The 23,311-nt window shown below is 72.3% G+C and carries 25 protein-coding genes; 12 read left to right on the forward strand and 13 right to left on the reverse strand.

The window, feature by feature from the left end; genetic code table 11:
• The first annotated feature begins 226 nt into the window (after window positions 1-226).
• Window positions 227-2,224, forward strand: coding sequence for an N-acetylmuramoyl-L-alanine amidase (locus ACWIFB_RS03545; RefSeq protein WP_454057343.1), 1,998 nt, complete (start codon window positions 227-229; stop codon window positions 2,222-2,224).
• 302 nt (window positions 2,225-2,526) lie between these two features.
• Here ACWIFB_RS03545 and ACWIFB_RS03550 read toward each other — a convergent pair whose 3' ends face one another.
• Together ACWIFB_RS03550 and ACWIFB_RS03555 are read right to left on the reverse strand one after the other, a co-directional pair.
• The gene (locus ACWIFB_RS03550) at window positions 2,527-3,417 is read right to left on the reverse strand and encodes an HAD family hydrolase (RefSeq protein WP_452099808.1); all 891 of its coding nucleotides are present in this window, start codon (window positions 3,415-3,417) and stop codon (window positions 2,527-2,529) included.
• Complete coding sequence (locus tag ACWIFB_RS03555; protein WP_452099807.1) at window positions 3,414-4,280, reverse strand: lysophospholipid acyltransferase family protein; 867 nt, start codon at window positions 4,278-4,280, stop codon at window positions 3,414-3,416. Before ACWIFB_RS03555 ends, ACWIFB_RS03550 begins: the two co-directional genes overlap by 4 nt.
• A 67-nt stretch (window positions 4,281-4,347) precedes the next feature.
• Here ACWIFB_RS03555 and ACWIFB_RS03560 point away from each other — a divergent pair, with 67 nt between their 5' ends.
• Window positions 4,348-4,863: a PaaI family thioesterase gene (locus ACWIFB_RS03560; RefSeq protein ID WP_452099806.1), complete on the forward strand. Its 516-nt coding sequence runs from the start codon at window positions 4,348-4,350 to the stop codon at window positions 4,861-4,863.
• A 151-nt stretch (window positions 4,864-5,014) separates the two neighbouring features.
• Here ACWIFB_RS03560 and serS read toward each other — a convergent pair whose 3' ends face one another.
• Both serS and ACWIFB_RS03570 read right to left on the reverse strand, forming a co-directional pair.
• A complete protein-coding gene (serS, locus tag ACWIFB_RS03565) occupies window positions 5,015-6,277 on the reverse strand; it encodes a serine--tRNA ligase (RefSeq protein WP_452099805.1) in 1,263 nt (420 codons plus the stop codon).
• Window positions 6,278-6,365: 88 nt separating this feature from the next.
• Entirely contained in the window at window positions 6,366-6,713 is a 348-nt protein-coding gene (locus tag ACWIFB_RS03570; RefSeq protein WP_230931205.1) for an ankyrin repeat domain-containing protein, read from the reverse strand.
• A 205-nt stretch (window positions 6,714-6,918) separates the two neighbouring features.
• On the opposite strand from ACWIFB_RS03570, the gene ACWIFB_RS03575 reads away from it, so the two are divergent.
• Both ACWIFB_RS03575 and ACWIFB_RS03580 read left to right on the forward strand, forming a co-directional pair.
• Window positions 6,919-7,974: a septum formation family protein gene (locus ACWIFB_RS03575; protein ID WP_454057344.1), complete on the forward strand. Its 1,056-nt coding sequence runs from the start codon at window positions 6,919-6,921 to the stop codon at window positions 7,972-7,974.
• Between the two features lie 22 nt (window positions 7,975-7,996).
• The gene (locus tag ACWIFB_RS03580) at window positions 7,997-8,347 is read left to right on the forward strand and encodes a metallopeptidase family protein (protein WP_295650728.1); all 351 of its coding nucleotides are present in this window, start codon (window positions 7,997-7,999) and stop codon (window positions 8,345-8,347) included.
• A 12-nt stretch (window positions 8,348-8,359) separates the two neighbouring features.
• Here the strand turns inward: ACWIFB_RS03580 and ACWIFB_RS03585 are convergent, their stop codons facing one another.
• The 3 genes from ACWIFB_RS03585 to ACWIFB_RS03595 are packed head-to-tail and all read right to left on the reverse strand — an operon-like array spanning window position 8,360 to window position 10,562.
• Window positions 8,360-9,019, reverse strand: a complete 660-nt coding sequence (locus ACWIFB_RS03585) for a histidine phosphatase family protein (RefSeq protein ID WP_454057345.1) — start codon at window positions 9,017-9,019, stop codon at window positions 8,360-8,362.
• The gene (gene pheA, locus ACWIFB_RS03590; protein WP_452099803.1) at window positions 9,016-9,948 is read right to left on the reverse strand and encodes a prephenate dehydratase; all 933 of its coding nucleotides are present in this window, start codon (window positions 9,946-9,948) and stop codon (window positions 9,016-9,018) included. The genes ACWIFB_RS03585 and pheA overlap by 4 nt, the downstream gene beginning before the upstream one ends.
• Window positions 9,949-9,968: 20 nt before the next feature.
• Window positions 9,969-10,562, reverse strand: coding sequence for a hypothetical protein (locus ACWIFB_RS03595; protein WP_452099802.1), 594 nt, complete (start codon window positions 10,560-10,562; stop codon window positions 9,969-9,971).
• Between the two features lie 82 nt (window positions 10,563-10,644).
• On the opposite strand from ACWIFB_RS03595, the gene ACWIFB_RS03600 reads away from it, so the two are divergent.
• The 3 genes from ACWIFB_RS03600 (at window position 10,645) to ACWIFB_RS03610 (ending at window position 13,894) form a co-directional block, all read left to right on the forward strand.
• A complete protein-coding gene (locus ACWIFB_RS03600) occupies window positions 10,645-11,337 on the forward strand; it encodes an APA family fibronectin-binding glycoprotein (protein ID WP_454057346.1) in 693 nt (230 codons plus the stop codon).
• A gap of 82 nt (window positions 11,338-11,419) precedes the next feature.
• Entirely contained in the window at window positions 11,420-12,220 is an 801-nt protein-coding gene (locus ACWIFB_RS03605; protein WP_454057460.1) for a CPBP family intramembrane glutamic endopeptidase, read from the forward strand.
• 108 nt (window positions 12,221-12,328) lie between these two features.
• Window positions 12,329-13,894 (forward strand): LCP family glycopolymer transferase, encoded by a 1,566-nt coding sequence (locus ACWIFB_RS03610; protein ID WP_454057347.1) that lies wholly within the window; start codon window positions 12,329-12,331, stop codon window positions 13,892-13,894.
• 39 nt (window positions 13,895-13,933) lie between these two features.
• Here the strand turns inward: ACWIFB_RS03610 and ACWIFB_RS03615 are convergent, their stop codons facing one another.
• The 4 genes from ACWIFB_RS03615 to ACWIFB_RS03630 form a co-directional block, all read right to left on the reverse strand.
• Window positions 13,934-14,965 (reverse strand): hypothetical protein, encoded by a 1,032-nt coding sequence (locus ACWIFB_RS03615; RefSeq protein ID WP_454057348.1) that lies wholly within the window; start codon window positions 14,963-14,965, stop codon window positions 13,934-13,936.
• A gap of 161 nt (window positions 14,966-15,126) precedes the next feature.
• Window positions 15,127-16,035, reverse strand: coding sequence for a DUF5926 family protein (locus ACWIFB_RS03620; protein WP_452099798.1), 909 nt, complete (start codon window positions 16,033-16,035; stop codon window positions 15,127-15,129).
• Window positions 16,028-16,903, reverse strand: coding sequence for a glycerophosphodiester phosphodiesterase family protein (locus tag ACWIFB_RS03625; protein WP_452099797.1), 876 nt, complete (start codon window positions 16,901-16,903; stop codon window positions 16,028-16,030). The genes ACWIFB_RS03620 and ACWIFB_RS03625 overlap by 8 nt, the downstream gene beginning before the upstream one ends.
• A 3-nt stretch (window positions 16,904-16,906) precedes the next feature.
• Window positions 16,907-17,752 carry a DUF4328 domain-containing protein gene (locus tag ACWIFB_RS03630; protein ID WP_454057349.1) on the reverse strand — a complete coding sequence of 282 codons (846 nt, stop codon included), beginning with the start codon at window positions 17,750-17,752 and terminating at the stop codon, window positions 16,907-16,909.
• Window positions 17,753-17,829: 77 nt separating this feature from the next.
• Here ACWIFB_RS03630 and ACWIFB_RS03635 point away from each other — a divergent pair, with 77 nt between their 5' ends.
• Together ACWIFB_RS03635 and ACWIFB_RS03640 are read left to right on the forward strand one after the other, a co-directional pair.
• The gene (locus tag ACWIFB_RS03635) at window positions 17,830-18,216 is read left to right on the forward strand and encodes a DUF488 domain-containing protein (RefSeq protein ID WP_452099795.1); all 387 of its coding nucleotides are present in this window, start codon (window positions 17,830-17,832) and stop codon (window positions 18,214-18,216) included.
• Between the two features lie 204 nt (window positions 18,217-18,420).
• Window positions 18,421-18,624, forward strand: coding sequence for a cold-shock protein (locus ACWIFB_RS03640; protein WP_230930860.1), 204 nt, complete (start codon window positions 18,421-18,423; stop codon window positions 18,622-18,624).
• Between the two features lie 112 nt (window positions 18,625-18,736).
• Here the strand turns inward: ACWIFB_RS03640 and msrA are convergent, their stop codons facing one another.
• Window positions 18,737-19,414, reverse strand: coding sequence for a peptide-methionine (S)-S-oxide reductase MsrA (msrA, locus tag ACWIFB_RS03645; protein WP_452099794.1), 678 nt, complete (start codon window positions 19,412-19,414; stop codon window positions 18,737-18,739).
• 102 nt (window positions 19,415-19,516) lie between these two features.
• Here msrA and ACWIFB_RS03650 point away from each other — a divergent pair, with 102 nt between their 5' ends.
• Window positions 19,517-19,690 (forward strand): hypothetical protein, encoded by a 174-nt coding sequence (locus ACWIFB_RS03650; protein ID WP_230930861.1) that lies wholly within the window; start codon window positions 19,517-19,519, stop codon window positions 19,688-19,690.
• Between the two features lie 25 nt (window positions 19,691-19,715).
• On the opposite strand, the gene ACWIFB_RS03655 is transcribed toward ACWIFB_RS03650, so the two are convergent.
• A complete protein-coding gene (locus ACWIFB_RS03655; protein ID WP_452099793.1) occupies window positions 19,716-20,156 on the reverse strand; it encodes an NUDIX hydrolase in 441 nt (146 codons plus the stop codon).
• 205 nt (window positions 20,157-20,361) lie between these two features.
• Between ACWIFB_RS03655 and ACWIFB_RS03660 the strand changes: the two genes are divergently transcribed.
• Together ACWIFB_RS03660 and ACWIFB_RS03665 are read left to right on the forward strand one after the other, a co-directional pair.
• Complete coding sequence (locus tag ACWIFB_RS03660) at window positions 20,362-20,964, forward strand: superoxide dismutase (protein WP_452099792.1); 603 nt, start codon at window positions 20,362-20,364, stop codon at window positions 20,962-20,964.
• 243 nt (window positions 20,965-21,207) lie between these two features.
• Window positions 21,208-23,301, forward strand: a complete 2,094-nt coding sequence (locus ACWIFB_RS03665; protein WP_454057350.1) for a neutral/alkaline non-lysosomal ceramidase N-terminal domain-containing protein — start codon at window positions 21,208-21,210, stop codon at window positions 23,299-23,301.
• Window positions 23,302-23,311: the final 10 nt, after the last annotated feature.

Below are 23,311 nucleotides of genomic sequence, written 5' to 3' on the forward strand. Positions count from 1 at the left end.
TCGTACGCCGGTTCGAAACTACACGCCTGTCATCCCAAAATTCACTTCCGTACCACTTGGTTTCACGCGTTTCTTGGCTAACATTGACCCCGTTCGTCACATCTGCCCCACTGACCGCGGCCCGCCCGCGGCCGGCGGGGTGGGGTGGGAGAAGTGGTCAGCGGCTCCACGCCGCGGGCCGCAGACACCTGATCTGGAGAAGCCCTTGAGCACACGACGCCGCCCTATGCATTTCAGCGGTCGACGCCGGACCCTCGCCGTTGCGGTGGCGGTCGCGGCGTCCGTCGTCACCCCCCTCGCCGTGTACGGGCCTGACCAGTTGGTCGAGTCCTCCGACGACATCACCACCACCGCCGGCACTGGTCTGCCCACCGGCGAGGTCCAGGTTCCGCTCGCCGAGGCGCCCGCCGCGGCCGGCGTGAACCGGGACATCGCCGGCGGTCAGTCCCCCGTCAAGGAGGTCACCTCCGAGACGCCGTTCTCGATGATGGGCGTCACCTGGAAGGGAACCCACCCCGAGGCCGTCGCCAACGTGCGTGCCCAAAACCCGGACGGCTCGTGGGGCCCCTGGTTCGAGGCCGAGTCGGTCGACGCCGAGGGCGACAGCACGACAGGCACCGGCGGCACCGAGCCCGTCTACCTCGGCCTGGACACCACGGCCGTGCAGATCGCGCTCAGCGGCGTCGACCTGTCCGACAGCTCCCTGGCGGATGCGCCGGACGCGGATGCCGAGGCGCCCGCCGGCTCCGACGACGACGCCAAGGCTGATGCCGACACCGCCGAGACGCCGGCCGACGAGGACATCGCGGCCCGCACCGACACGCCGGCCGCCGAGACCGCCCCGGAGCGCGCGAGCACGCCGGCCACGCCCGCGTTCGACGCGGCGCCGCCGGTGCCGACCCGCTTCGCGGACATCAAGCCGGTCGCCGAGAGCAGCGAGCTCGACGCGAGCACCGTGCAGGCCGTGCTGCTCTCCCCCGACTCCACCCCGACCCCGGACCCCGACGCGTTCGCCGACGTCTCGGCCACCGGCGGGACCGGCACCGACGGCGATATCGCCGCGAAGCAGCCCTCGATCATCACCCGTTCGGGCTGGGGCGCCAACGAGTCCCAGCGCTGCCGCAACGCGACGTACGACGACTCGCTCGCCGCAGCAACCGTCCACCACACGGCCGGCAGCAACAACTACTCCCGCGAAGAATCCGCAGGAGTCATGCGCGGCATCTACACCTACCACGCCCAGAGCCTGGGCTGGTGCGACGTCGGCTACAACGTGCTGGTCGACAAGTACGGGCAGGCCTTCGAGGGCCGCCACGGCGGCCTGAGCCGCAACGTCCAGGGCGCCCACGCCGGTGGCTTCAACGGCAACACGTGGGGCATCTCGATGATGGGCGACTACTCGACCCTCACCCCGCCCGACGTCACCATCCGTAAGGTGGGCGAGATCCTCGGCTGGCGACTCTCGGTGGCCGGTATCGACCCCAAGGGCTCCGACACCCACTACTCCGAGGGCACCTCGTACACCAAGTACGGCTACGGCACCTCCGTGCGACTGCCGAACATCTTCGCCCACCGCGACGTCGGCCTCACCACCTGTCCCGGCGACGCCGGCTACGCGAAGATGGGCCAGATCCGTGACATCGCGGCTTCCTACGCCAAGGGTGGCGGCGGCGGGGGCGGAGCCGCCCCGTCCAACCCCGACTCCGGCTCGCCCACCGGCGGAGGCGGAGGCTCGCAGGCGCCCGGCATCAACAAGGCTGACATCCAGGAGGCCGTGACCTCCGCGCTTCGGACCGTCCTGAACGGCGGCCGGATCGACGTGCCCGCCCTGACCCGCGCCCTCACCGGCGGCATGACCCTGGCGGACATCCCGTTCGACACGGGCTCGGTCGGCGATCTGGTCGGCGGCGACTTCGCGGCGCTCGCCGCGCAGTTCGGCGGGCCGCTGGGCAAGGTGCTGTCCGGGATCCAGAAGTTCGGCGACGTCTCGCTGGTCAAGCACGAGAACGGTGCGCTGTACTCCTCCCCCGGGACCGGAACCCATCCGGTGTGGGGCGTGATCGGTGACGCGTGGGCCGCCCAGGGCTTCGAGCACGGGCCGCTCGGCCTGCCGGTGTCCAGCGAGGCGGAGCGCGAGGACGGGACCGTCGCCCAGCGCTTCACCGGCGGCACCCTGGTCTACGACCCGGCCACCAAGGAGATCTCGGTCGAGCCGAACCCGTAGGACCTCTCAGACTCGCGGACCGGCTCCCACCAGGTGTGCCCGCCTCCCCACCACGGGGCGGCGGGCACACCGGGGAAGTGGTGGGGACCGGTCCGTGCTCTATTTCGTCGACCCGCTCGGCTGCCGGCCACACCTCCCTGGCATCCGCGCCAGCGCCTGCCGGCATCCGATCCCGCGCCCGCGGGCATCCGTTCCCGCGCCTGAACTCCCGCCCCTCGAAGTGAACTCCCGCTCGCGCGCCGGCAGGAGCGGCAGTTCATCGAGGCGCGCGGCTGTGCGCCGGGTACGCAGGAGCGGGTGACTCAGACCCACCAGCGGCGCAGCACGTGCGCCAGACCGGCGTCATCGTTGCTCAGCGTCACCTCGTCCGCGACCGCGTGGACCGACGCGATCGCGTTGCCCATGGCTACCCCGTGATCTGCCCACCGCAGCATCTCCACGTCGTTGGGCATGTCGCCGAACGCCACGGTCACCGGGACGATCCGCTCGGTGACGCCGCCGCCGGACCCTCCCCCGCCGGCCCGCGTGAGCGCGGACGCCGAACGCGCCGAGGCCGGGATCGCCACCTCGCCTGAGGTGAGCGCGGTGAGACCGCTGGCCTTGGTGACCCCGCGGGGGGCGAACTCGATGAGCCCGTCGGTCGTCGAGAAGGTCATGTCCGCGAGGTGCTCGACGGCCCCCTCCAGTGCGCCGGCCATGTCGGCGCTTGGCATTCCCGGCACCCGGGCGAGGAGCTTGAGCACCGGCTCGGACAGAACCTCGTCATGCCCCACCTCGAGGTGCTCGAGGCTGATCCACGCGTGCTCGTAGTCGGGACTCGCGACGAAGTCCGCGTCGGCCGCGTCGCGCCCGAGCCGCTCGGCCGCGATGCCGCTTCCCGGCAGGCGCTCCCGGAGGATCCCGTCGAGCTCGACGAGAGCGTCCGGCTGCAGGAGCGTGGTGGCCAGGAACTCGCCGCTGTCGGTGTCCATGATCACCGCGCCGTTCGCGCAGACCGCCAACGGCGCCACCGGGAGCTGGTCGACGATCTGGGACATCCATCGCGGCGGCCGGCCCGTGGCCAGGACGAACGACGCGCCGTCGGCCACGATATCCTCGACGACCGCCCGGTTGGCGGCCGGAACGAGATGGTCACTGCCGATGAGGGTGCCGTCGACATCCGAGGCGACGAGCAGAGGTCTGGAGGAGGTCACGGAACGTTCGGACCACCCGTCACGGGGTCGCCGTCGTCGGTCTCCCGGGGTTCACCGGATCGCGGGGCCGCACCGCCCGCCGGCGACCCACCGCCCTGCGCGGCGTCCTTCTCCGCATGGCGCCGCAGTCGCTCGGCATGCTCGGCCTCGTCCTGCACCGACGCCTCCTCGAGTGTCGGCGCCGATCCCCCGAGGCGCGCCGGGACCCAGCTCGCCCCCGCCGGGTAGGGGCCGTACCGCTCGGCGTACTCGTCCTGCAGCCGCTCGAGGGTGGCCTGCATCTGCGCGCGGACCTGCGCGGTGCACTCGGCGGCGGGCTCGTAGGCCTCGATCGGCTCGCTGACCTCCATCATGACGGGCACCCGGGGCCGCAGCAGCTTCTTGGGCAGGCCCTTGGTCCACACGCGCTGTGAGCCCCAGATGGTCACCGCGAGGATCGGCACGCCGGCCTCGAGTGCCATTCGCACCGCGCCGGACTTGAAGTCCTTGATCTCGAAACTGCGGCTGATGGTGGCCTCGGGGAACACGCCCACCAGCTCGCCGGCGCGCAGCCGCCTGACCGCCTCGTCGAACGAGTGCTTGCCGGCCGCCCGGTCGACGGGGATGTGCCGCAGCTCGCGCATGATCGGACCCGCGACCGAATGGTCGAACACCTCGGCCTTGGCCATGTAGCGGATGAACCGCTTGTGCTCACGCGCCGGGATGCCGGCGTAGACGAAGTCGAAGTACCCGGTGTGGTTGATCACCACCACCGCGCCGCCCTTTTCGGGGAAGTGATGCTCCCCGCGCATGGTGATGTCCAGACCCTGGACCTTGAACATCGTGCGGGCGAACCCGATGATCCCCGTATAGAGCAGCTCCACGCCCCACAGCGTAGCGGCCCACGCCGCGCTCGGCCCGCCGTGTCCGTGGCCGTGTAGGTTCGGCGGCGTGGACCACGCCCCCTTCGACTCGGTCGATCCCGAGTCGCATAGCCGCCGATACTCCTGGGCCGCCACGCCCGCCGACCCGTCGGAGCGCGTGCACGCCGGCCTGGCGGCGCTCGAGGAGATCATCCGCGGCGAGCGCCACCTCTCCCCCGGCGCACACACCCTCGGGGTACGCCTCACCGCCGCCGCGGAGGGCTCGGTGACCATGACCGCCACGCCCGCCGAGTGGGCGCTCAACAACGGCGGCACCGTCCACGGCGGGATCGTCTCGGGCTGGGTCGACTCCGCGCTCGGCTATGCCACGGCCACCGTCGTCGAGCCGGGCGTCGGCTACAACACCCTCGACCTCACCGTCCGCTACATCCGTGCCCTGCGCCTCGAGCGCACGCCCGCGACGATCAGCGCCGAGGTCGAGCACGTGGGCCGGTCGACGTGCGTGGTGCAGGCCAAGGTCACCGACACCGACGGCCGCACGTGCGCCAGCGCGAGCGGCGTGATGATGCTATTCCGCCCCTGACCGGGGTCCGCGCGGACCCCGGCCTCGGCCCCGGCCCCGGGCAGAGACGCTCCCCGGGGATGAACCCCCGCTCCCGCCGGTGCGCACGCGGGAGCGCACCCGGGGAGCGGATCCGGTCCGGACGAGCAGGCGTCGGAGCGGATGCCGGGTGTCAGCGGAGGGGCTCGAGTACGTCCTTGCCGACGAACGGGCGCAGCGCCTCGGGGACCACGACCGAGCCGTCGGCCTGCTGGTGGTTCTCGAGGATCGCCACGAGCCAGCGCGTGGTCGCGAGCGTCCCGTTGAGGGTGGCCGCGGTCTGCGGCTTACCGGTGGAGTCGCGGTAGCGCACCCCGAGGCGGCGGGCCTGGAAGGTGGTGCAGTTCGAGGTGGACGTGAGCTCGCGGTAGGCGTCCTGCGTGGGGACCCAGGCCTCGCAATCGAACTTGCGCGCGGCCGAGGAGCCCAGGTCGCCGCCGGCGATGTCGATCACCCGGAACGGCAGGCCCATGGCCTGCAGCATCTCCTTCTCGAAACCCAGCAGGCGCTGGTGCTCGGCGTGGGCGTCCTCCGGCTTGCACCAGGAGAACATCTCGACCTTGTCGAACTGGTGGACACGGATGATGCCGCGGGTGTCCTTGCCGTGGCTGCCGGCCTCGCGACGGAAGCAGGAGGACCAACCGCAGTAGCGCTTGGGGCCCTCCGACAGGTCGAGGATCTCGCCCTGGTGGTAGCCGGCCAGCGCGACCTCTGAGGTGCCGACCAGGTACAGGTCGTCGGCCTCGAGCTTGTAGACCTCGTCGGCGTGGGCGCCCAGGAAGCCGGTGCCCTGCATGATCTCCGGGCGCACGAGCACCGGCGGGATCATCAGGGTGAACCCGTTGGCGGTGGCCTTCTGCGCGGCGAGCTGCAGCATGCCCAGCTGCAGGAGCGCGCCGTAGCCGGTGAGGAAGTAGAAGCGGGCGCCGGAGACCTTGGCGCCGCGCTCCATGTCGAGCAGACCCAGCCTCTCGCCCAGCTCGAGGTGGTCCCTGGGCTCGAAGTCGAAGGTCGGGATCTCGCCGATCCGCTCGATCTCCACGAAATCGTCCTCGCCGCCGGCGGGCGTGCCCTCCTCGACGACGTTGGACAGCAGCCGCTGGATCCGGTCGACCTCGGCGGCGGCGGCCTTCTCCGACTCCTCCGCGTCCTTGACGGCCTGCTTCAGCGCGCCGGCGGCCTCCAGCAGCGCCGGGCGCTCCTCGGGCGAGGCCTGGCCGACCTTCTTGCCGTGGGCCTTCTGCTCACCACGCGCGGTGTCGGCGGCCGCGATGGACGTCCGGCGGGACTCGTCGGCGGACAGCAGCTGGTCGACCAGCGTCGGGTCCTCGCCACGGGTCCGCTGGGAGTCGCGGACGAGGTCGGGGTTCTCGCGGAGCAGCTTGAGATCGATCACGGGCCCCAGCCTAGCGGCCCCGTCCCACCCGACGATCCGGGCTCCACCTCACATTCCACCCCGCGCGGAGCGACTCGAGACCGGTGGCTCAGACGCCGAAGAGCTCGAGGAAGGCGTCCTTCTCGAACATGCGCGCCGTGTCGATGGCGGTGGGGACGCCACCGTTCGGGTCGGCGCCGGCCTCGAAGAGGATGCGGACGACCTCGCCGTAGCCCTTGAACACGGCGCCGGCCAACGGGGTCTGACCGCGATCATTGGCCCGGTCCACCTCCGCGCCGCGCTCGACGAGCGCCCGGACGGTCTCCGGGTGCCCGTTGTAGGCCGCCAGCATGAGAAGCGCGTCACCACGCTCGTTGGTCAGATCCGGGGTCACGCCCGCGTCGACGTAGGCGGCGAGCCGCTCGGTCTCACCGTCTCTGGCCAGCTGGAACAGCATCTGGGCGAACTCGAGGACCTCCGGGTCCACGCCTTCGCGCGGCGAACGCGCACCGCTGTCGGTCCCGTCCTGCTGCTCGTGGTCGTGTCCGCTCATGTCCGGGATCCTATCGCCACGGCGGGATTACGGCATCATAGGAGCGATGACCCCCACCTCCCGATCCTCTGATCAAGGTCGGTCCCTGCTCCGTTCGCGGGGCGCGGTCATGGCCTCACTCGTCGCGATCCTCTCCGGCGCGGCGGTCACGGGCGCGCTCATGGTCTCGGCCATCAACGACCCGAGCTCCGACCGCGCCGGTCGAATCGCCGCCGTGGTGCCGCAGGTCGACCCGCGCACGCTGTCCGGCCCCGCCTATGCGGGTGCCACGGCGGGCACCTGTCTGACCTGGTCCGTGGACGCCGCCGACCAGGTGTCATCGTTCGACACGGTCGACTGCGCGCAGCCGCACCGGTTCGAGGTCGCGGCCCGCATCGACCTTTCCGAGGTCCCCGGGTTCGGCGACGACCAGCCGCTGCCGGACTCCGCCGACCTGGCCCCCGTCGGGACCGACCGCTGCCTGCCCCTCGTCACCGAGTACGCGGGCGGCCGCGAGGTCGATCCGGAGGGCCGCTTCACCGGTCTGGTCGTCCCGCCGTCGCAGGAGGGGTGGGACAAGGGCGATCACAGCGTGCTGTGCGGCGTCGCCGCGTCCGAGCTCGACGGGCGTTCGGCGCTGTCGACCGGACTGTTCGCCGAGGCGGATCAGCACCGCCGGTGGGAGCCCGGCACGTGCCTGGGGTTCACCGCCGAGGGGCTGCCCGGCGCGCCGATCCCCTGTGCAGAGGACCATTCGATCGAGATCGTGTCCGACCTCGACGTCTCCGGGATCTTCCCGGAGGGCCCCACCCCGCCGGAGCCGTCGGTGCAGTCCGAACTCACCGCGCAGGCATGCCTGGACGCCGGCATCGCCTACTTCGGGGACGGCGAGGCGCTTCGCCGCAGCACCCTCATCTCGACGCTGGTCAACCCGATCTCCGAGGTGTCCTGGCTCACCGGTAGCCGCACGGTCAACTGCGGGCTGATGAGGTCGGCGGATCCGGGGCCGTTCGCGGTACTGCGGGGCTCGGCGACGCAGGGCGTGCTGGTCGACGGCCAGACGCCGGTCGCGCCCACCACCACGATCATCCCGCCGCCGGGCCAGCAGCCGGGCGGTGAGGCCGGGGCGACGACAGGCGGCGACCAGAGCACAATCTCGGTGCCCGTCCCCGGCGGAAACCCGTGACGCCAGACGCGGACGGGGCCTCGTGAGCATCAGGGTCGACGAAGCCCGCTTCGAGCACCTGGTCGACGACGCGCTGGACTCGGTGCCGGACGCGTTGTTCCGGGCCATGGACAACGTCGTGGTGCTCATCGCCGACCGCAACCCTGACGAGCCGGGCCTGCTGGGCCTCTACGAGGGCGTGGCGCTGACCGAGCGCGACACCACCTATTCGGGATTCCTGCCGGACACCATCACGATCTACCGGGACGCGCTGTGCGACTTCTGCTCGACCGAGGAGCAACTGGTCCACGAGGTCGCGGTGACGGTGATCCACGAGATCGCCCACCACTTCGGCATCGGCGAGGAGACCCTGCACGAGCTCGGCTGGGGCTGAGCGCGGCCGCGCTCACCGGCCCGGAGGCCCCGTCCCGGGCCAGAACGCGGGCCGCCCCAGGTGGTCGCCCCACCGCTCGCACGACCAGCCGCCACCGTCCGGGGCGAGCTCGATGACCCCGCAGTTGGCGATGTGGTTGTCCAGGGCCCACTGCGAGGGCGCGGCGCCGGCGAACACGGCCATCATCCGCATGACCGCACCGTGCACCACCAGGACCACGTCGATCCCGTTGTCGAGGTACGACTCGCGCAGTTCGGCGACCAGCGGCATCGTCCGGTCCTGCACGTCGAGGGCGCTCTCCCCGTCGGGCAGGCTCGCGGTCAGGTCGCCTGCCTCGAGCCAGTCGCGCATGAGCCGGTTGTAGGCGAGCATCGCCTCGACACCGGTCTGCATCTCGTAGCGACCGGCCTGCACCTCGTAGACGCCGGGCACGGCCTGCGTCGGCAGGCCCATCTCGGTGGCGACGAGCCCGGCGGTCTCGCGGGCCCGGGCCGCCTCGGAACTCATCACGACGGTCGGGGAGATCCCGGAGCCGGCCAGCTCCTGCCCCACCAGCGCCGCCTGCTCGCGACCGAGCTCGGTCAGCGGCGCCCCCGGCAGCGCGGTGTCGAGCGCCCCGGCGACGTTGGACGGTGTCTGCCCGTGACGGACGAGGTGCAGGCGGGCGCTCATCCGACGCCCTCGCCGCGGCGGAGCCCCTCGAGCCAGGCCGTCTCGTCGGCGCGGTCCGGCGGCGGCGAACCGGCCTCCGCGAGATCGGCGACGGGCCACGAGCCCAGGTAGCGCAGGCTCTCGGTCCGGTGCCGCAGGGCGACGAGCGCCTCGGCGACCATCGGGTCGTCGATGTGGCCCACGAGGTCCACGTGGAACAGGTAGGTGAACCGCTCGACGCGTGTGGGCCGCGAGCCGATGCGGGTGAGATCGATGTCGCGGATCGACAACTCGGTCAGCGCCTGCACCAGCGAGTTTGGCTGATGGGGCAGTCCGAAGATCACGCAGGTCCGGTCGTGGCCGGTGCGCGGGGTGGGCGGCGCGGGCCGGCCGACCAGGACGAACCGGGTGCGGGCCCCGCCGACGTCGGCGATGTTCTCCGCGAGCGGGACGAGCCCGTTGATCTCCCCGGCGCGGGCGGGCGCGGCAGTCGCGTCGGCACTCCCGGCGGCGACCTCCTCGGCGCCGGCAGCGGTGGAGGAGGTGGTCTCGATACGCGCTTTCGGCAGGTTCTCCCCGACCCAGCGTCGGACCTGCGCGGCGGCCACGGGGTGGGTGCGCAGGACCGCCACGTCCTCCGCGGTGGTGCCGGGGCGGACGAGGATGGAGAAGACCACGTCGATCTGGGTCTCCGCGAAGATCTGGAGCCGGCCCCCCACCGCGAGGGCGTCGCTGGTGGGGTTGACGGTGCCGTCGACCGAGTTCTCGAACGGGACGCACGCGTAGTCGGCGTCGCCGGCGCGGACCAGGTCCAGCGCCTCGTCCGGGGTGCCGGCCGGTACGGCCCGGGCGTCGGCGAGGAGGGCCGCTATCCGGGCGTCGGCGCGGAATCGGTGCAGGGCGGCATCGGTGAACGTGCCGGGGGGGCCGAGGTAGGCGACGGTGACCACGACGACAAGCCTAGCCAGCGTCAGTCGTCGTCCACCGGGCTGAGGGCGGACTCGATGGTCGCGAGCTGATCATGCGGCACGAGCACGCACGTCACGACATCCCGGATCGCCTCCCGTGCCGATCGGGACAGGCCCACGATCCGGGCCGGGTCAGGCTCGGCGATCGCGGCCCGGATGTCTGCTCCGGTCATCGCGGCGACCGCGCCGGACAGCAGCGCCCACACCTGCGAGGCGTCGGCGCAGCGGGGCACGAGGCCCGAGCCGAACCCCACGCCGGCGTGGGAGGCCACCGCCAGCAGGTCCGCGAGGTGCGCGGCACTCTGGGCCTGATCCGGGCCGGGGGTCGGTGCGGCCGGGTCGGCGGGCGCCGCCGTGCCGGCGATCGCGGCAAGCCCCGGAGCCACGTCGACGACGGCCGGGGTCCCCCCTGCCAACACCTCCATGACCTCGTCGAGGGCCGGCTGCCCGGTCACCGGATCCGGCGCCACCACCACCGGCGCCGTGACCGACCACCTGCCCAGCACCTCCACGATCGAGGCCTCGTCCACCACGAGATCGTCCAGCAGGTCGGGCCGGGAGGGACCACGGCCGAGCAGTTCAAGCGACACCGTCATGGACTTAAGGTCTACACCGTGCGCCCCCGCCGCGTCCGCACAGCCCGACCTGGTGCCCCTGGCGTTGCTACGCTCTCCAGCGATGGGTTCCGACGACTCCACCGGCCCGGAATTCGCGGCCGACTACACCCCGGCCCCGGATGACGCCCCGGACGCCTCGCACCTCACCCCGGAGGAGAATCGGGGACCCCGCACGATCCACGTCGCGTTGGGGCTGCTCGCCCTGCTCATCGTGGTCGCGGTGGCCACGGTCCCCGAGTCGGTGCTGCCCCGTGACTCGACCCTGCACGGCGACTATCACCTCGACCAGGCATCGGGACTGGAGATCGTGGTCCCGGTGGGGTGGCGGGCCCGTGCCGACGCCGAGTTCGGCTCACTCGAGCTCGTGCCGGTCGGGTCGGGACGGGCCCCGGACACCCGCATCCTCGCCGGCGCCCTCGAGCCGGGTATCGCCGCCGCGGCGATCGCCGACAACGAAGGCGCCGCCACCGCTCTCGCCGAGACCATCCAGCAGTACGTCCTGGGCGTCACCGGCGTCCGGGACGACCGGCGCACCGCCACCGTGGAGAACGAGGCGGGATCCGGGACTTCCGTGTCATACGTGGTGGTACCCGACGACCCGGCCAGGCTCGACGCCGGAGGGCTGGTCTACACCGCGGTGTTCGGCGTTCCCGAACAGCGGTGGTGGGTGGCGTACGTGACCACCGAACAGCAGTCCTCCCCGGGCGCCCGCTGGATGGGGCGCATCGTCGAGCACGTGCGACTCCAGGACTAAGCGGGGCGCCGTCGTGAACGTGCAAGTCAGCACCAGCGAAGCCTCGGATCCCGCGCCCCGGCCCGGTGGGCTGCGACGGGCCCTGTCCCCCCGCGAGGCGTTCGCCCGGTACTCGGCGCGATTCGACCCCGTCAGCGACCCGCGTGTCCGGCGGCTGCTGATCGCCGAGGTCGTCGTCGTCCTCCTCGTCACCTTCGGACTGTCCGGCCTCTATGCCGTGCTCGACCTCGTCTCCGCGATGCTCGCGCCCACCGACCTGGCGGACCAGACCGCGGCGCTCAACGTCTCCCGTTCCACACAATCCTGGCTCGACCTCGCCTACCAGGCGCTCGGGGTGCTGCGGTTGACCGCGTGGGCCCTGCTGCCGCTGGTGCTGCTGGCGCACACCGGGGTCGGTGCGCGGGCCGTGGGGCTCGTCCGCGACCGGCCCTGGCGGCAGGTGGGGTGGGGGCTCGCGCTGACGGCGGTGATCGGGATCCCGGGCCTGGCGCTGTACCTGGGCGCGGTCGCGGCCGGTGTCAACCTGCAGGTCTCCGCGTCGGGGCTGACGGAGACGTGGTGGCGGCCGATCGTGCTGGTGCTCGCCGCGGCCGGCAACGGGGCGGCCGAGGAGATCCTCGTGGTGGGCTACCTGCTCGTGCGGTTGCGCCAGATCGGGGTGCCGCCCGCGGTCGCACTGATCGGGACCGCGGTGTTGCGCGGCTCGTACCACCTGTACCAGGGCTTCGGCGGCGGGGTCGGCAACCTGGCGATGGGGATCGTGTTCGCGCTGTGGTGGATGCGCACGCGCCGACTGTGGCCGCTGATCCTGGCGCACACGCTGCTCGATGTGTTCGCTTTCCTGGGATACGCGCTGATCGCGCCGCATGTGGCGTGGCTCTGACCCGTTCCTGGGCGACCGGCGCCGGGAGGGGATTTCTGCTGTGATGCTCGACTCGGCGGCGCGGCGCGGGACGCCGGGGGTGTACCCGGGCAAGTAGAGTCCGATCCCATGACCGACGACCCCAGGCGCCGGCACCTCACCCCTGAGGAGGCCGCTGAACTCCGGCGTCGCGCGCGCGAGCGCCGCGGGCACGCCGATCCGGGTGGTTCACGGGGCGCCGCGCCGCGGCAGGATCCCCGTGCCGCCGGTCCGCGTGGTCCCCGGTCCGCCGCACCCCGTGAGCCCCGCGATCCGCGTGGGGCGGCGCCGCGCGATCCGCGTGGGGCGGCGCCGTGCGATCCCCGTGCGGGCGCTCCCCGCGAGCCCCGCGACCCCCGGTCCGCGGCTCCGCGTGACCCCCGGGCCGCCGCGCCGCAGGATCCCCGCACCCGGTCCCTGCGCGGGGACGCCGCCCGCGACCCGAACCGCGCCGGCTACCAGCCCCGCCAGAACCCGGAGCCGCTCCCGCCGGAGGAACGCGCGCGCTACGCCGCGCAGCAGCGCCGGGACCCCCGCGCCGATCCGCGCCGGTCAGACCGCCGTGCCGACGGGCGCGATCCGTACCGCCAGCCGGTCGATCCCCGTGGTCGCCGTCGCGGCGGCCGTGACCCGCGCACCGGCGCCCCCATGGCGACGACGACGAGGCGCCGGCAGCGTCCCGCCCGGACGCCCCGTAAGCGACGCATCGGCCCGCTGGGAATCGTCGGGCTGGTGCTCGCCGTGGTGCTCACCCTCGGGGTGGTCACGGTGCTGTGGGCGGATTCGAAGCTGCAGCGGATCGACGCCCTCGGCGACTACCCCGGCCGCGGCGGCAAGACGCCCGGCACCGTCACGCTCCTCGTGGGCACCGACTCCCGGGAAGGACTGACCCCGGAGCAGCAGGCGCAGCTGTCCACCGGCTCGGAGTCCGACGCCGGCGGCAAGCGCACCGACACGATGATGTTGGTCTACACCCCGCGCGACGGCGATCGGACGATGCTCATCTCGCTCCCGCGCGACATGCTCGTCGACATCCCCGGCTACGGGGAGAACAAGCTCAACGCCGCCTACACGTTCGGCGGTCCGCCGCTGCTCGCCCAGACCCTCGAGCAGCAGACCGGGGTGCGCATCGACCACTACGCCGAGATCGGGTTCGGCGGATTCGCCGACATCGTCGACGCCGTCGGCGGGGTGGAGATCTGCCTCGAGGAACCCATCAACGACCCGTTCGCCGGACTCGATCTGGCCGCGGGGTGCCAGATCCTGGCCGGGCCGCAGGCGCTCGGGTTCGTGCGCACCCGGTACGGGTTCGCCGAGCAGGACCTGCAGCGTGTGCGGAACCAGCGTCAGTTCCTCGGATCGCTGATGCGGACCGTCATGACACCCGGCAATGTACTCAACCCCTTCACCGCCCTGCCGCTGCTCGACGCCGGCGCGGAGGCCGTCACCGTGGACACCGGCGACCACATCTGGAACCTCGCCTCGGTCATGCGCAAGCTCAGCGCCGACCCGCTGACCGTGACGGTCCCCCACGACGGCATGGCCTCGGGTTCGGTCGGCTCCTACCTGGTGTGGGGACCCACGACCACGGGCTTCTTCGACGCTGTGGCCGCCGGCCGCACGCCCGGCCCGGAGTACCTCGAGACCGGTCCCTGACTCCCCGGCCCGGCCGGGTCGATCGCGCCGTCGCGCCGATCAGCCTGCCGGGGTGATCGAGACGATGCCCCATGTGCCGCCGGGGGTCTCGGCCACGCGGACGCGCTGCCGGATGAGGACCGGGTCCGCCTCCGGCGGGAACTCCGTGAGGTCCACCTCCAGGAGCGTGGGCGCGAGTTCCCGCAGCTCCATGCAGTGGGTGGTCCCCTCCGCGAGGCGGTCGATCCCCTCGGTGCGCAGCTGCTCCTCGGTCATCCGGCTCGTCGGGGCGACCGCCTCGAACGCCTTCGCCGCGGACCGCTCGACGTAATAGGCGTGGTCGAACGCCAGCACCGCGCCCGTCGGGCTGTCCAACGAGCCGGGGCCCGAGCCCACCACGCGCCCGTCCTCGATCAGTTCCGCGCACCCCGGGTTCGCCCCGGCCACCGCCGCCCCCGCCGCGCCGCCCGTGGCCCCGCGTGTCACCACGTAGCCGAGCACCGCGGAACCGCCGAGGATCGCGACCCCGGCGGCGGCGAGCAGGGCGATCCGGACCGGCCGACGGTCCAGCACCGCGGTCGCGGGGACAGGCGCCGGCGCGGAGGCGGAGGGCACATCGGCGGGCGGCGGGGCGGGAACCTTCGCGTCCTCCGCGCTGCGGGTGGCCGGCGCGGGGGCCGGTCGCGGGGCGCCTGCCGCGGCCCGACCGGAGGTCGGCACGGGGGCACGCAACGGCAGCGTCGACAGGTCGTCGACCACCCGCTCCCCCGCGCCCTCGCCGGCCGCGGCGCCCCGACGATCCGCCGACGGTCCGTCGTGCGCCGGCGCGCCCCGGGCCGGCTGGCCGTCACCGGTAGCGGCCCGCGCCTGCGCACCGATCGTGATCCGGTTCGGCGGCGACTGCTCCTCCCGCTCCCCCGCGCCGGCTCGCTCGGCATCGGCCTGCGCGGGCCCCGCGGCCGACCGGGCCGGGGGCTTCGGGGGCGCGACCGAGGAGTCGGCGGCCGGGCCGGTACGAAGCCACGGCGGAACGGTCACTTCCGGGAGGACGGGGGCGGTGTCGTCGTCGTCCGAACCTGGTCGACCAGCCACGTCCTCGCCCTCCCCGCCCGACTCGTCCCACGTCCGGTGACGCGGTGATCCGTGAGGATCCTAAGCGGCGACGCGCCCCGCCGGGGACCGCATATACGAGAGGGCCGCGCCGACGCGGTGGTCGACGCGGCCCGGGGCCGACCCGTGGGGCCGGCGGGATGTCAGCGGAGAGTGACCTGACGAGCCCGGAGGCCGTCGCGCGAGGAGCGCTCCTCGGATGTCAGCGGGGCCTGGTTCGCCAGCGCCTCGCCCAGACGCGCGTCGAGAGCCTTCAGCCCGTCGGCCCACTCCTGGTGGTGCATCTCCGGATCCAGGTCGAACACCGGGACCAGCAGGCCGTGGGTGCGGAACGAGCCCGCGAAGCGCGAGCCCTCCCCCAGGTCGAGGGCGCCGGCGGAGTGCACGCGGGCGAGGGCCTCGAACAGCGCCTCCTCGTCCTCCGGGCGGACCCAGCGGATGTGGGCCTTCTCGCCGGCGTCGACCCACCACGCCGCCTCGATCCCCTCGGCCGACACGCGCGCCGACGGCATCATGACCTCGTTGGCGTTGCGGATCGCCTGCTCGATCTCCGGGCGCACCTCGACGCCCTCGGCGACCCACCAGGAGAAGTCGTTGTGGACCTCGATCTCCAGCGGGGCGTCGGCGACCACGACGTCGCCCAGGGCCGGGGTGGAGCCGTCCGGATGCGCGGCGCTCAGGGTCTCGCCATGGCCCGCGCGCGTGGCCCACTCCACGGCGTACGCGAGGTCCGCGGCGACGTCGGGGCCGTGGACCTGCACCTGCAGTCCGACGAACGCCTCGCCGCCCAGCTCCTCGTCGCGGACCAGGCCCGCGATGGCGCCGGGCAGGACCGTCGCGATGGTGACATCGCGGCCATCTGCGACCGTGGTCAGGCGCCCGGTGGCCGACGGCACGAACTCGCGCATGGCGACCATGTCGCACTCGCCGGCGAAGCCGACGAACGGACGCGGATCGACGCTCAGTTCCTCCCGCTCGGCCGCGCGTGCGGCGATCTTGGCCTGGCGGTTGCCGCCGGACTTGGGCTCGTTATGGCGATTCCTTCTACCCACGGCCACCACGATACGGTGCGCCACCGCTTCCCGCGCTCCCGGACCTCGGAGTTCTCCGTCCGGCCCGCCCGGGCCCGTCCAGCACGGCGAGCGCCCGCGACGGGACGTTGGTGCCGACCCACTCCACGCCGAGATCCCGGCACAGCAGCAGGTCGGCCGGGTCGTCGACGGTCCAGCAGTAGGTACCCATCCCACGCGAGCGCCAGTAGTCGACCAACCACGGCCGCGCCCGGATCGCCGCGATGCTCGGCCCCATCAGCTGCGCCCCGAACCCCTCGGCGGGCCACGACTTGAGCACGTTGCGCCGCTCGCGCAGCTGCACCGTCGGCACCGCGGGCGCGAGCTGCCGGAACCGTCGCACCGCCATCACGGAGAAGCTCATCATCACGGCCCGCGAGTCGGCGAAGGAGGCGGGCCGGTCCAGGCCGAAGTACGCGAGCTCGTCGCGCAGCGCGACCTCGACCCTCCCGCCTGAGGGCACCGGGTGCTTTGTCTCGAGGAACAGCTTGACGTGCGGGTACGCCTCGGCCAGTACGAGGAAGCTGCGGAGCGTCAACACGGGCTCGGGCGAGGAGTGGACGGGGTGCCACGACCCCACGTCGAGACCGGAGAGCTGTTCGAGGGTGCTGGAGTGCACCCACAGGTCGCGGTCACCGACGCGGGTGGTCCGCGGATCGTGCAGCAGCACGGGGACGCCGTCGGCGGTGAGTCGGACGTCCACCTCGAGCGCCTCGGCGCCCTGTTCGAGCGCCTGCTGGTAGGCGATGAGGGTGAGTTCGGGGAACTCGGCGGAGGCGCCACGGTGGGCGACGACCCCGCTGCGCGTGGGCACCGGGGACGGCAGGTGGGTGGCCTCGTGGACCGTCACGTCTCACTCCTTCCGGGATGCGGACTCCGACCCCACGATCCCCGCCGCGATGAACCGGCGGGTGAACCGAGGGGAAGGGTCGTTGAAACTCCGCATGACACCCCGTGTCTCGCGGAACGCCCAGGCGGCGGTGAGTGCCGCGACCATGGTGAGCAGGACGGTGTCGGCGGCGGCCTGGGGCCCGTCGCCGGTGCTCCTCCAGTAGGCCACCGCGACGGCCCCGACGTCGACCGCCCAGGCTGCCCACCAGCGGCGCAGTGCGGATCGGGACGGGGCGCGCGGGGACGCCCGGCGCAGTTCCTCCAGGTAGACGGGGAGGCGGAAGAAGTTGACGACGACGACGAGGCTGCCCGCCCACAAGCCGACCCGCGACCGGGGGTCCGTGCCGGGCTCGTACGCCCGTCGGCGTGCCTCGACGAGCCAGGCCGTGGCCGTGACGGCCGCGCTGACGGCGATCGCGATCGCGACGGTGCCGGTCACCCAGACCAGGGCGGTGGTGACCGCCTCGATCCACCAGGGCGCCACCCGGTCGGCGTACCAGGCCAGGGCGAGGTAGCGCAGGCCGTGGGCTACGGCGGTGGCGACGAACCAGGCGATGGCCGCGCCCGCGATGCCGGGGGCCGCGTCGGCCAACCGGGTCCGCCTCGGGGCGGCCGGCGGCTCGAGCTGCCTGGGGACCGCGACCAGCGGGAGTCCCCAGCGCGGGGTGGCCGGGTAGCGGGGCGTCCGCTGCCGCCACGCCGGCCCGGCGCGGTGCCGGGGGACCGGCGGGCGGGCCACCTGCGTCGGGGGGCGCCACGGCGGGTGCGCGACCCAGCGCCACTGCCCCTGCCGTCGCGGTGTGGTCATGCGCCCCATGCTGGCACAGCGCGGGCCGGCACCGTCGACGCTGGCCCCGAGGCGGGTCGGAGGCGCAGGATGGACGCATGGCCGTGACGTGCATCCGAGTCCACGACCTCGTCTCGGGCGAGGCCGATCCCGGCGGCGCGAGCGTGGTGCTCGTGGACCGCCTGTGGCCGCGGGGCGTGCGCAAGGACGCCTTCGCCCACGACGAGTGGTGCAAGGACGCCGCCCCGAGTCCGGAGCTGCGCAAGGAGTTCCACGGCGGGGACCTCGATTTCGAGGAGTTCTCCGAGCGCTACCGGGCCGAGCTCGACAGCGCCGAGGGCGCGGAGGCCGTCGACCATCTGGCCGGGCTGGCCGCTGATCCCGGGGTCGTGCTGGCATACGCCGCGAAAGACACCGAGCACAACCACGCTCTGGTCCTCGCCGAGGTGGTGCGGGCGGCCGCCCGCGGAGGCCGACACCATTAGTTCATGTACGCGTCATCACGAAGACGTGACGTAACGCCTCTTGGTATGTAGTGTCATTGCCAGTAGTTGAAACAGTACGTTGTATTTCTGTAGACCACCGTCCTCTCGGGGATGATGCGGCACCGCAGGGAAACACAGCTCGCTCTCTGCTGCATCACCTGGTGTCCCGACAAGCGGGGCACCGACTCTCGAAAGGACGCCACTATGGCTACCGGTACCGTGAAGTGGTTCAACGCTGACAAGGGCTTCGGCTTCATCGCCCCCGACGACGGCTCGGCCGACGTCTTCGCCCACTTCTCCGCCATCCAGGGCTCGGGCTACCGCTCGCTCGAGGAGAACCAGCAGGTCTCCTTCGACGTCGCGCAGGGCGCCAAGGGCCTGCAGGCGGAGAACATCACCGTCATCTGATCCGAGCATCCGGCCCCGTGACCTCACGGTGAGCTGAACTCGCAGGATCCGACAGAAGGGCCCCGCCCGGGAATTCTCCCGGCGGGGCCCTTCTGCATCCCTCCGGCCGCGATCAGGCCGGGCAGGCGACCCCGCTGCGCACGTGACAGTCGTAACCGCCGGGGTTCTTGACCAGGTACTGCTGGTGGTAGTCCTCGGCGAAGAAGTACCGCCCCGACCTGACCTCGTCCAGCATGCCGAGCTCGGTGGTCACCGACCCGAAGCCGGCATCGGCGAGCTTCTCGCCGTAGGCGTCGGCGATCCGGCGGGCCGCCTCGAGCTGTGCCGGGGTGGAGGTCAGGACCGCCGAGCGGTACTGCGTGCCCATGTCGTTGCCCTGACGCATCCCCTGGGTGGGGTCGTGCCATTCGAAGAACGTCGCCAGCAGCTTCTCGACCGGAAGCACCTGCGGGTCGAACACCACCCGGACGACCTCCGTGTGGCCGGTGCCGCCGGTGCAGACCTCCTGATACGAGGGGTTGGGAGTCCAGCCGCCGGCGTATCCCACCGAGGTGGTCCATACGCCGTCGAGTTCCCAGAGCACCTTCTCCGCACCCCAGAAGCAGCCCAGCCCGAGCACGATCGATTCGTGCCCGTCCGGGAACGGCGGGGTCATGGGATTGCCGGTGACGATGTTCGCCGACGCGACCGGGACCGGCTCCTGCCGGCCCGGCAACGCCGATTCGGCGTCGATGACCTCGGTCGCCGTACGCATCGCGGAAAGTCGGATCGCATCCTGTAGCCAGCCCATGCCGCCAGGGTAACCCTGTTCCGCGATCGTGACCCGGATGAGATGTGACGAGTGCCATAGTTCGCGTTAGGCTGACGCAAGTACGAGCGAGGGGGTCTCGACGTGTCAGGTTCCAAACCCGTCGCGCAGCAACTGCGCGACATCCTCGACGGCGAACAGAATCAGCCGTTCGAGGGTTCGGGGTGCAGCGACCACGTCCGGCGCCGCAACCTGCGGATGACCGTGACGGCCGCCCTCGTCCTCCTGGTCCTCCTCGTCGCGCTCCTCGCCGTCTGACCGCGGCCGGCAGCCACCACGGCGGCTACGTGAGGTGGTCGCGGGCCACGCGGACCAGCAGCGGAGCCCACGGCGCACAGTCCGACTCGTCGCGCGCGGCGATCTCCGCCATCTGCCCGGTCGTCACCCACCGCGCCTCGGCGATCTCGGCCCGGGGTCGCTGATGTCCGTCGACCCCTGCCGCGAAGACCTCCGACACCAGCCGGAAGCCGGGTTCGTTGGCGGTGGCCGTGGTGAACCGGCCGAGCGGCGTGAGCTGCCCGGGTGACAGCCTCACCCCCAGCTCCTCGTCGAGCTCGCGGATCGCGCACTCGAGCGGCGATTCGTCGCGCTCCCACTTCCCGCCGGGGAGCATGAAGCGATCGGTGCCCGCTTTGCGCACCGTCACCACCGCGCCGTCGGGTCGGGTCAGCACCACCGCTGACACGGAGATGACACGGCCGGCTGGCCTATCCGAGTGATCCACGCCCCCGATCATGGCAGTTCACCCCACGTCTCCGGGCCCACACACCGACGGACCGGGGCGCCGCGCGGCGGAGGGAGCCGGAAGCCGCGGGGACGGGGCCGACGCGACGGCTGCCGGATCACTATGGTGGGAAGCGGACGTCGTGACGGGCGACACGGGCGAGACCCGAGCGCAGCGCGTCACCCAATTGAAAGGACACTCCACTATGGCCGAGTACGTTCTTCCCGATCTCGACTACGACTACGGCGCTCTCGAGCCCCATATCTCGGGCGAGATCATGGAGCTCCACCACTCCAAGCACCACGCCACCTACGTCAAGGGCGCCAACGACGCCCTCGAGCAGCTCGCCGAGGCCCGCGAGGACGGCACCATCGCCGCCAAGGCCCCGCTGCTGAGCAAGAACCTGGCCTTCCACCTGGGCGGCCACACCAACCACTCGGTGTTCTGGAAGAACATGTCGCCGAACGGCGGCGGCCAGCCCGAGGGTGAGCTCGCCGCTGCGATCGACGCCGAGTTCGGCTCGTTCGACAAGTTCCAGACCCACTTCAACGCCGTGGCCACCACGCTGCAGGGTTCGGGCTGGTCCGTCCTGGGCTGGGACCACATCGGGCAGCGGCTGGTCATCCAGCAGCTCACCGACCAGCAGGGCAACATCTCCATCAACATCACCCCGCTGCTCATGCTGGACATGTGGGAGCACGCCTTCTACCTCCAGTACAAGAACGTCAAGCCGGACTACGTCAAGGCCTGGTGGAACGTCATCAACTGGGAGGACGTCGCCCAGCGCTACGCCGCTGCCAAGGGCTGACACCGCTCGTCCGACCCGGGCGGCGACGCCCCGCGCACGATCGAGCACCCCGGAGGCCGGGGTAGGACACGCTCCTACCCCGGCCACCGGCCGTGTGGAAGGCAAGTCCGGGTGTGCCGCGGGCCGGCCGGCCCGCAGAGAGAACCGCCGGACGAGCGTCCGATTGGGTACCGTCGCCCTGAACGACGTGACCTCGATCACCGGACCCGGGTCACCTGACGCCCACACACCCGGGGAGCCCCGATGACCGCCGACCAGACCCACGGCAGCCCGAGCACCGCCGACCCGAAACCCGCACGCCCGGCCACGGTCAGCCGCCGCACGGTACTCGGCGGGGCAGCAGCGCTCGGCGGGGTCGCGGCCCTGCAATCCGTTCTGCCACCCCTGGCGACCGCTCAGCCCACCGCCATGTACGTCGGCCGCGGTATCGGCGACATGACCGGAGAGCCGCTGGGTGCCGGATTCAACGGGTACGCGGACACCGAGCAGATCTCGGTCGGCCTGCACCTGCGGCAGCGCGCGCGGGCATTCATCTTCGCGGACTCGTCGTCGTCACCCCGGTTCCTCCACGTCACGGCGGAGATCGGGCTCGTCTTCCAGTCCATCCAACAGGAGGTCCTGCGCCGCCTGGCGGCCGAGTTCGGCAGCACCTACCACGAGGGCAACGTGGTCATCACCGCCACGCACACCCACGTCGCACCCGGCGGCACCTCCGGCCACCCGATGGTCGACCTGTCGATGTTGGGCTTCCGCCCGGTCACCTTCGAGGCCAACTGCGCCGGCATCGTCGACGCGGTCCGCATGGCGCACCACGACCTCGCCCCCTCGACCGTCGGGGTGACCACCGGCGCCCTGCGCGACGCCGGCGTCAACCGCTCGCGTGGCTCGTTCGACCGCGACACCCCCGAGGAGCGGGCGCACTTCCCCGAGGGCATCGACCCGCGCTCCCAGTCTCTCCAGATCACCCGCGGCGGCCGGCTCGTCGGCGTGCTCAACTGGTTCGCCACCCACGCCACCTCCATGACCTCGCACTCGCTGCTCGCGTCCTCCGATAACAAGGGCTACGCCGCCTGGCACTGGGAGCGGGAGGTCGCCGGGCAGGACTACCTCGCCGGCGGCACCCCCGGCTTGATCACCGCGTTCGCCCAGACCAACCCCGGCGACATCAGCCCCAACCTCGACCTCGAGCCCGGGCAGGGGCCGACCGCCGACGAGTGGCTCAACACCCGTATCAACGGCGAGCGGCAGTACGCCGCGGCGCGGGACCAGATCGGCCGCGGCGTGCGCGGACTCGGCGGCGGCATCGACGTGCGGCACACGTGGGTCGACATGTCGGCGGTGGAGGTGCGACCCGAGTTCACCGGTGACGGCCGCACCCATCGGACCGCCGTCGCGGCGCTGGGCGCATCGTTCGCCTCCGGCAGCCAGGAGGACGGCGGCGGTGGCGACGAACTGCCCTTCGCCGAGGGTGATCGCGGCGGCAACCCCGCGATCAAGTCCATCACCGACGTGGTGATCCCGGCCTGGCTCCGCGAGGCGCACGCCCCCAAGGACGTCCTGCTCCCCATGGGGCTGGTCCCGAACGCCATCCAGCGCGTCTTCCCGTTCCACCTGGTGCGGCTCGGCGGGCACCACCTGTTCGCCCTCGGGTTCGAGCCGACCATCGTGGCCGGACTGCGGCTGCGGAGGACACTCGCCGCGGAACTGGGCGTGCCCGAGGATCACGTCACCGTGCAGGGCTACTCCAACGCCTACGGTCACTACGTCACCACTCCCGAGGAGTACGCCGCACAGAACTACGAGGGCGGCGCGACCATCTTCGGCCCGTGGACTCTCCCGGCGATCCAGCAGGTCGCCGCCGACCTGGCCCGCTCCATGCGCGCGGGCACGCCGCTCGACCCCGGCTCCCCGGAGCGTGACCTCACCGGCCGGGTCCCCACCTCGCCGCTCGGCAACCCGCTCGTGGACACCCCGGCCCCGCTGCGGAACTTCGGCGACGTGCTCGACCCGCCGCAGACCGAGTACCGGATCGGCCAGCGGGTGACGGTCCGGTTCAGCGGCACCCACCCCAATTCCGACCTGCGCCGCGGCGACACCTACCTCGCTGTCGAGCGCAACGACGGCGGCCGCTGGGTGCGGGCCCACGACGACGGCGACTGGTCCACGATGATCGTGTTCGAGGGCCTGCTCACCGTCACGAACGCCCTGATCACCTGGGATATCCCGAACGGCACCCCGAGCGGCGAGTACCGGATCGTCTACACCGCCTCCGGCCGGGGAATCGACGGCCGACTCTTCCCCGTGCGGGGGCAGAGCCAGGCCTTCCACGTCCGCTGACGGCGGTTCT

This window comes from Dietzia sp. NPDC055340 (assembly GCF_053645335.1).

Bases quoted from the DNA above. Each gene is read 5' to 3' on its own strand.
- ACWIFB_RS03545 (WP_454057343.1), top strand. From the start codon at position 227: ATGCATTTCAGCGGTCGACGCCGGACCCTCGCCGTTGCGGTGGCGGTC.
- ACWIFB_RS03570 (WP_230931205.1), bottom strand. From the start codon at position 6,713: ATGCTGTTCCAGCTGGCCAGAGACGGTGAGACCGAGCGGCTCGCCGCC.
- ACWIFB_RS03575 (WP_454057344.1), top strand. From the start codon at position 6,919: ATGGCCTCACTCGTCGCGATCCTCTCCGGCGCGGCGGTCACGGGCGCG.
- ACWIFB_RS03585 (WP_454057345.1), bottom strand. From the start codon at position 9,019: ATGAGCGCCCGCCTGCACCTCGTCCGTCACGGGCAGACACCGTCCAAC.
- ACWIFB_RS03595 (WP_452099802.1), bottom strand. From the start codon at position 10,562: ATGACGGTGTCGCTTGAACTGCTCGGCCGTGGTCCCTCCCGGCCCGAC.
- ACWIFB_RS03600 (WP_454057346.1), top strand. From the start codon at position 10,645: ATGGGTTCCGACGACTCCACCGGCCCGGAATTCGCGGCCGACTACACC.
- ACWIFB_RS03610 (WP_454057347.1), top strand. From the start codon at position 12,329: ATGACCGACGACCCCAGGCGCCGGCACCTCACCCCTGAGGAGGCCGCT.
- ACWIFB_RS03630 (WP_454057349.1), bottom strand. From the start codon at position 17,752: ATGACCACACCGCGACGGCAGGGGCAGTGGCGCTGGGTCGCGCACCCG.
- ACWIFB_RS03635 (WP_452099795.1), top strand. From the start codon at position 17,830: ATGGCCGTGACGTGCATCCGAGTCCACGACCTCGTCTCGGGCGAGGCC.
- ACWIFB_RS03640 (WP_230930860.1), top strand. From the start codon at position 18,421: ATGGCTACCGGTACCGTGAAGTGGTTCAACGCTGACAAGGGCTTCGGC.
- msrA (WP_452099794.1), bottom strand. From the start codon at position 19,414: ATGGGCTGGCTACAGGATGCGATCCGACTTTCCGCGATGCGTACGGCG.
- ACWIFB_RS03660 (WP_452099792.1), top strand. From the start codon at position 20,362: ATGGCCGAGTACGTTCTTCCCGATCTCGACTACGACTACGGCGCTCTC.
- ACWIFB_RS03665 (WP_454057350.1), top strand. From the start codon at position 21,208: ATGACCGCCGACCAGACCCACGGCAGCCCGAGCACCGCCGACCCGAAA.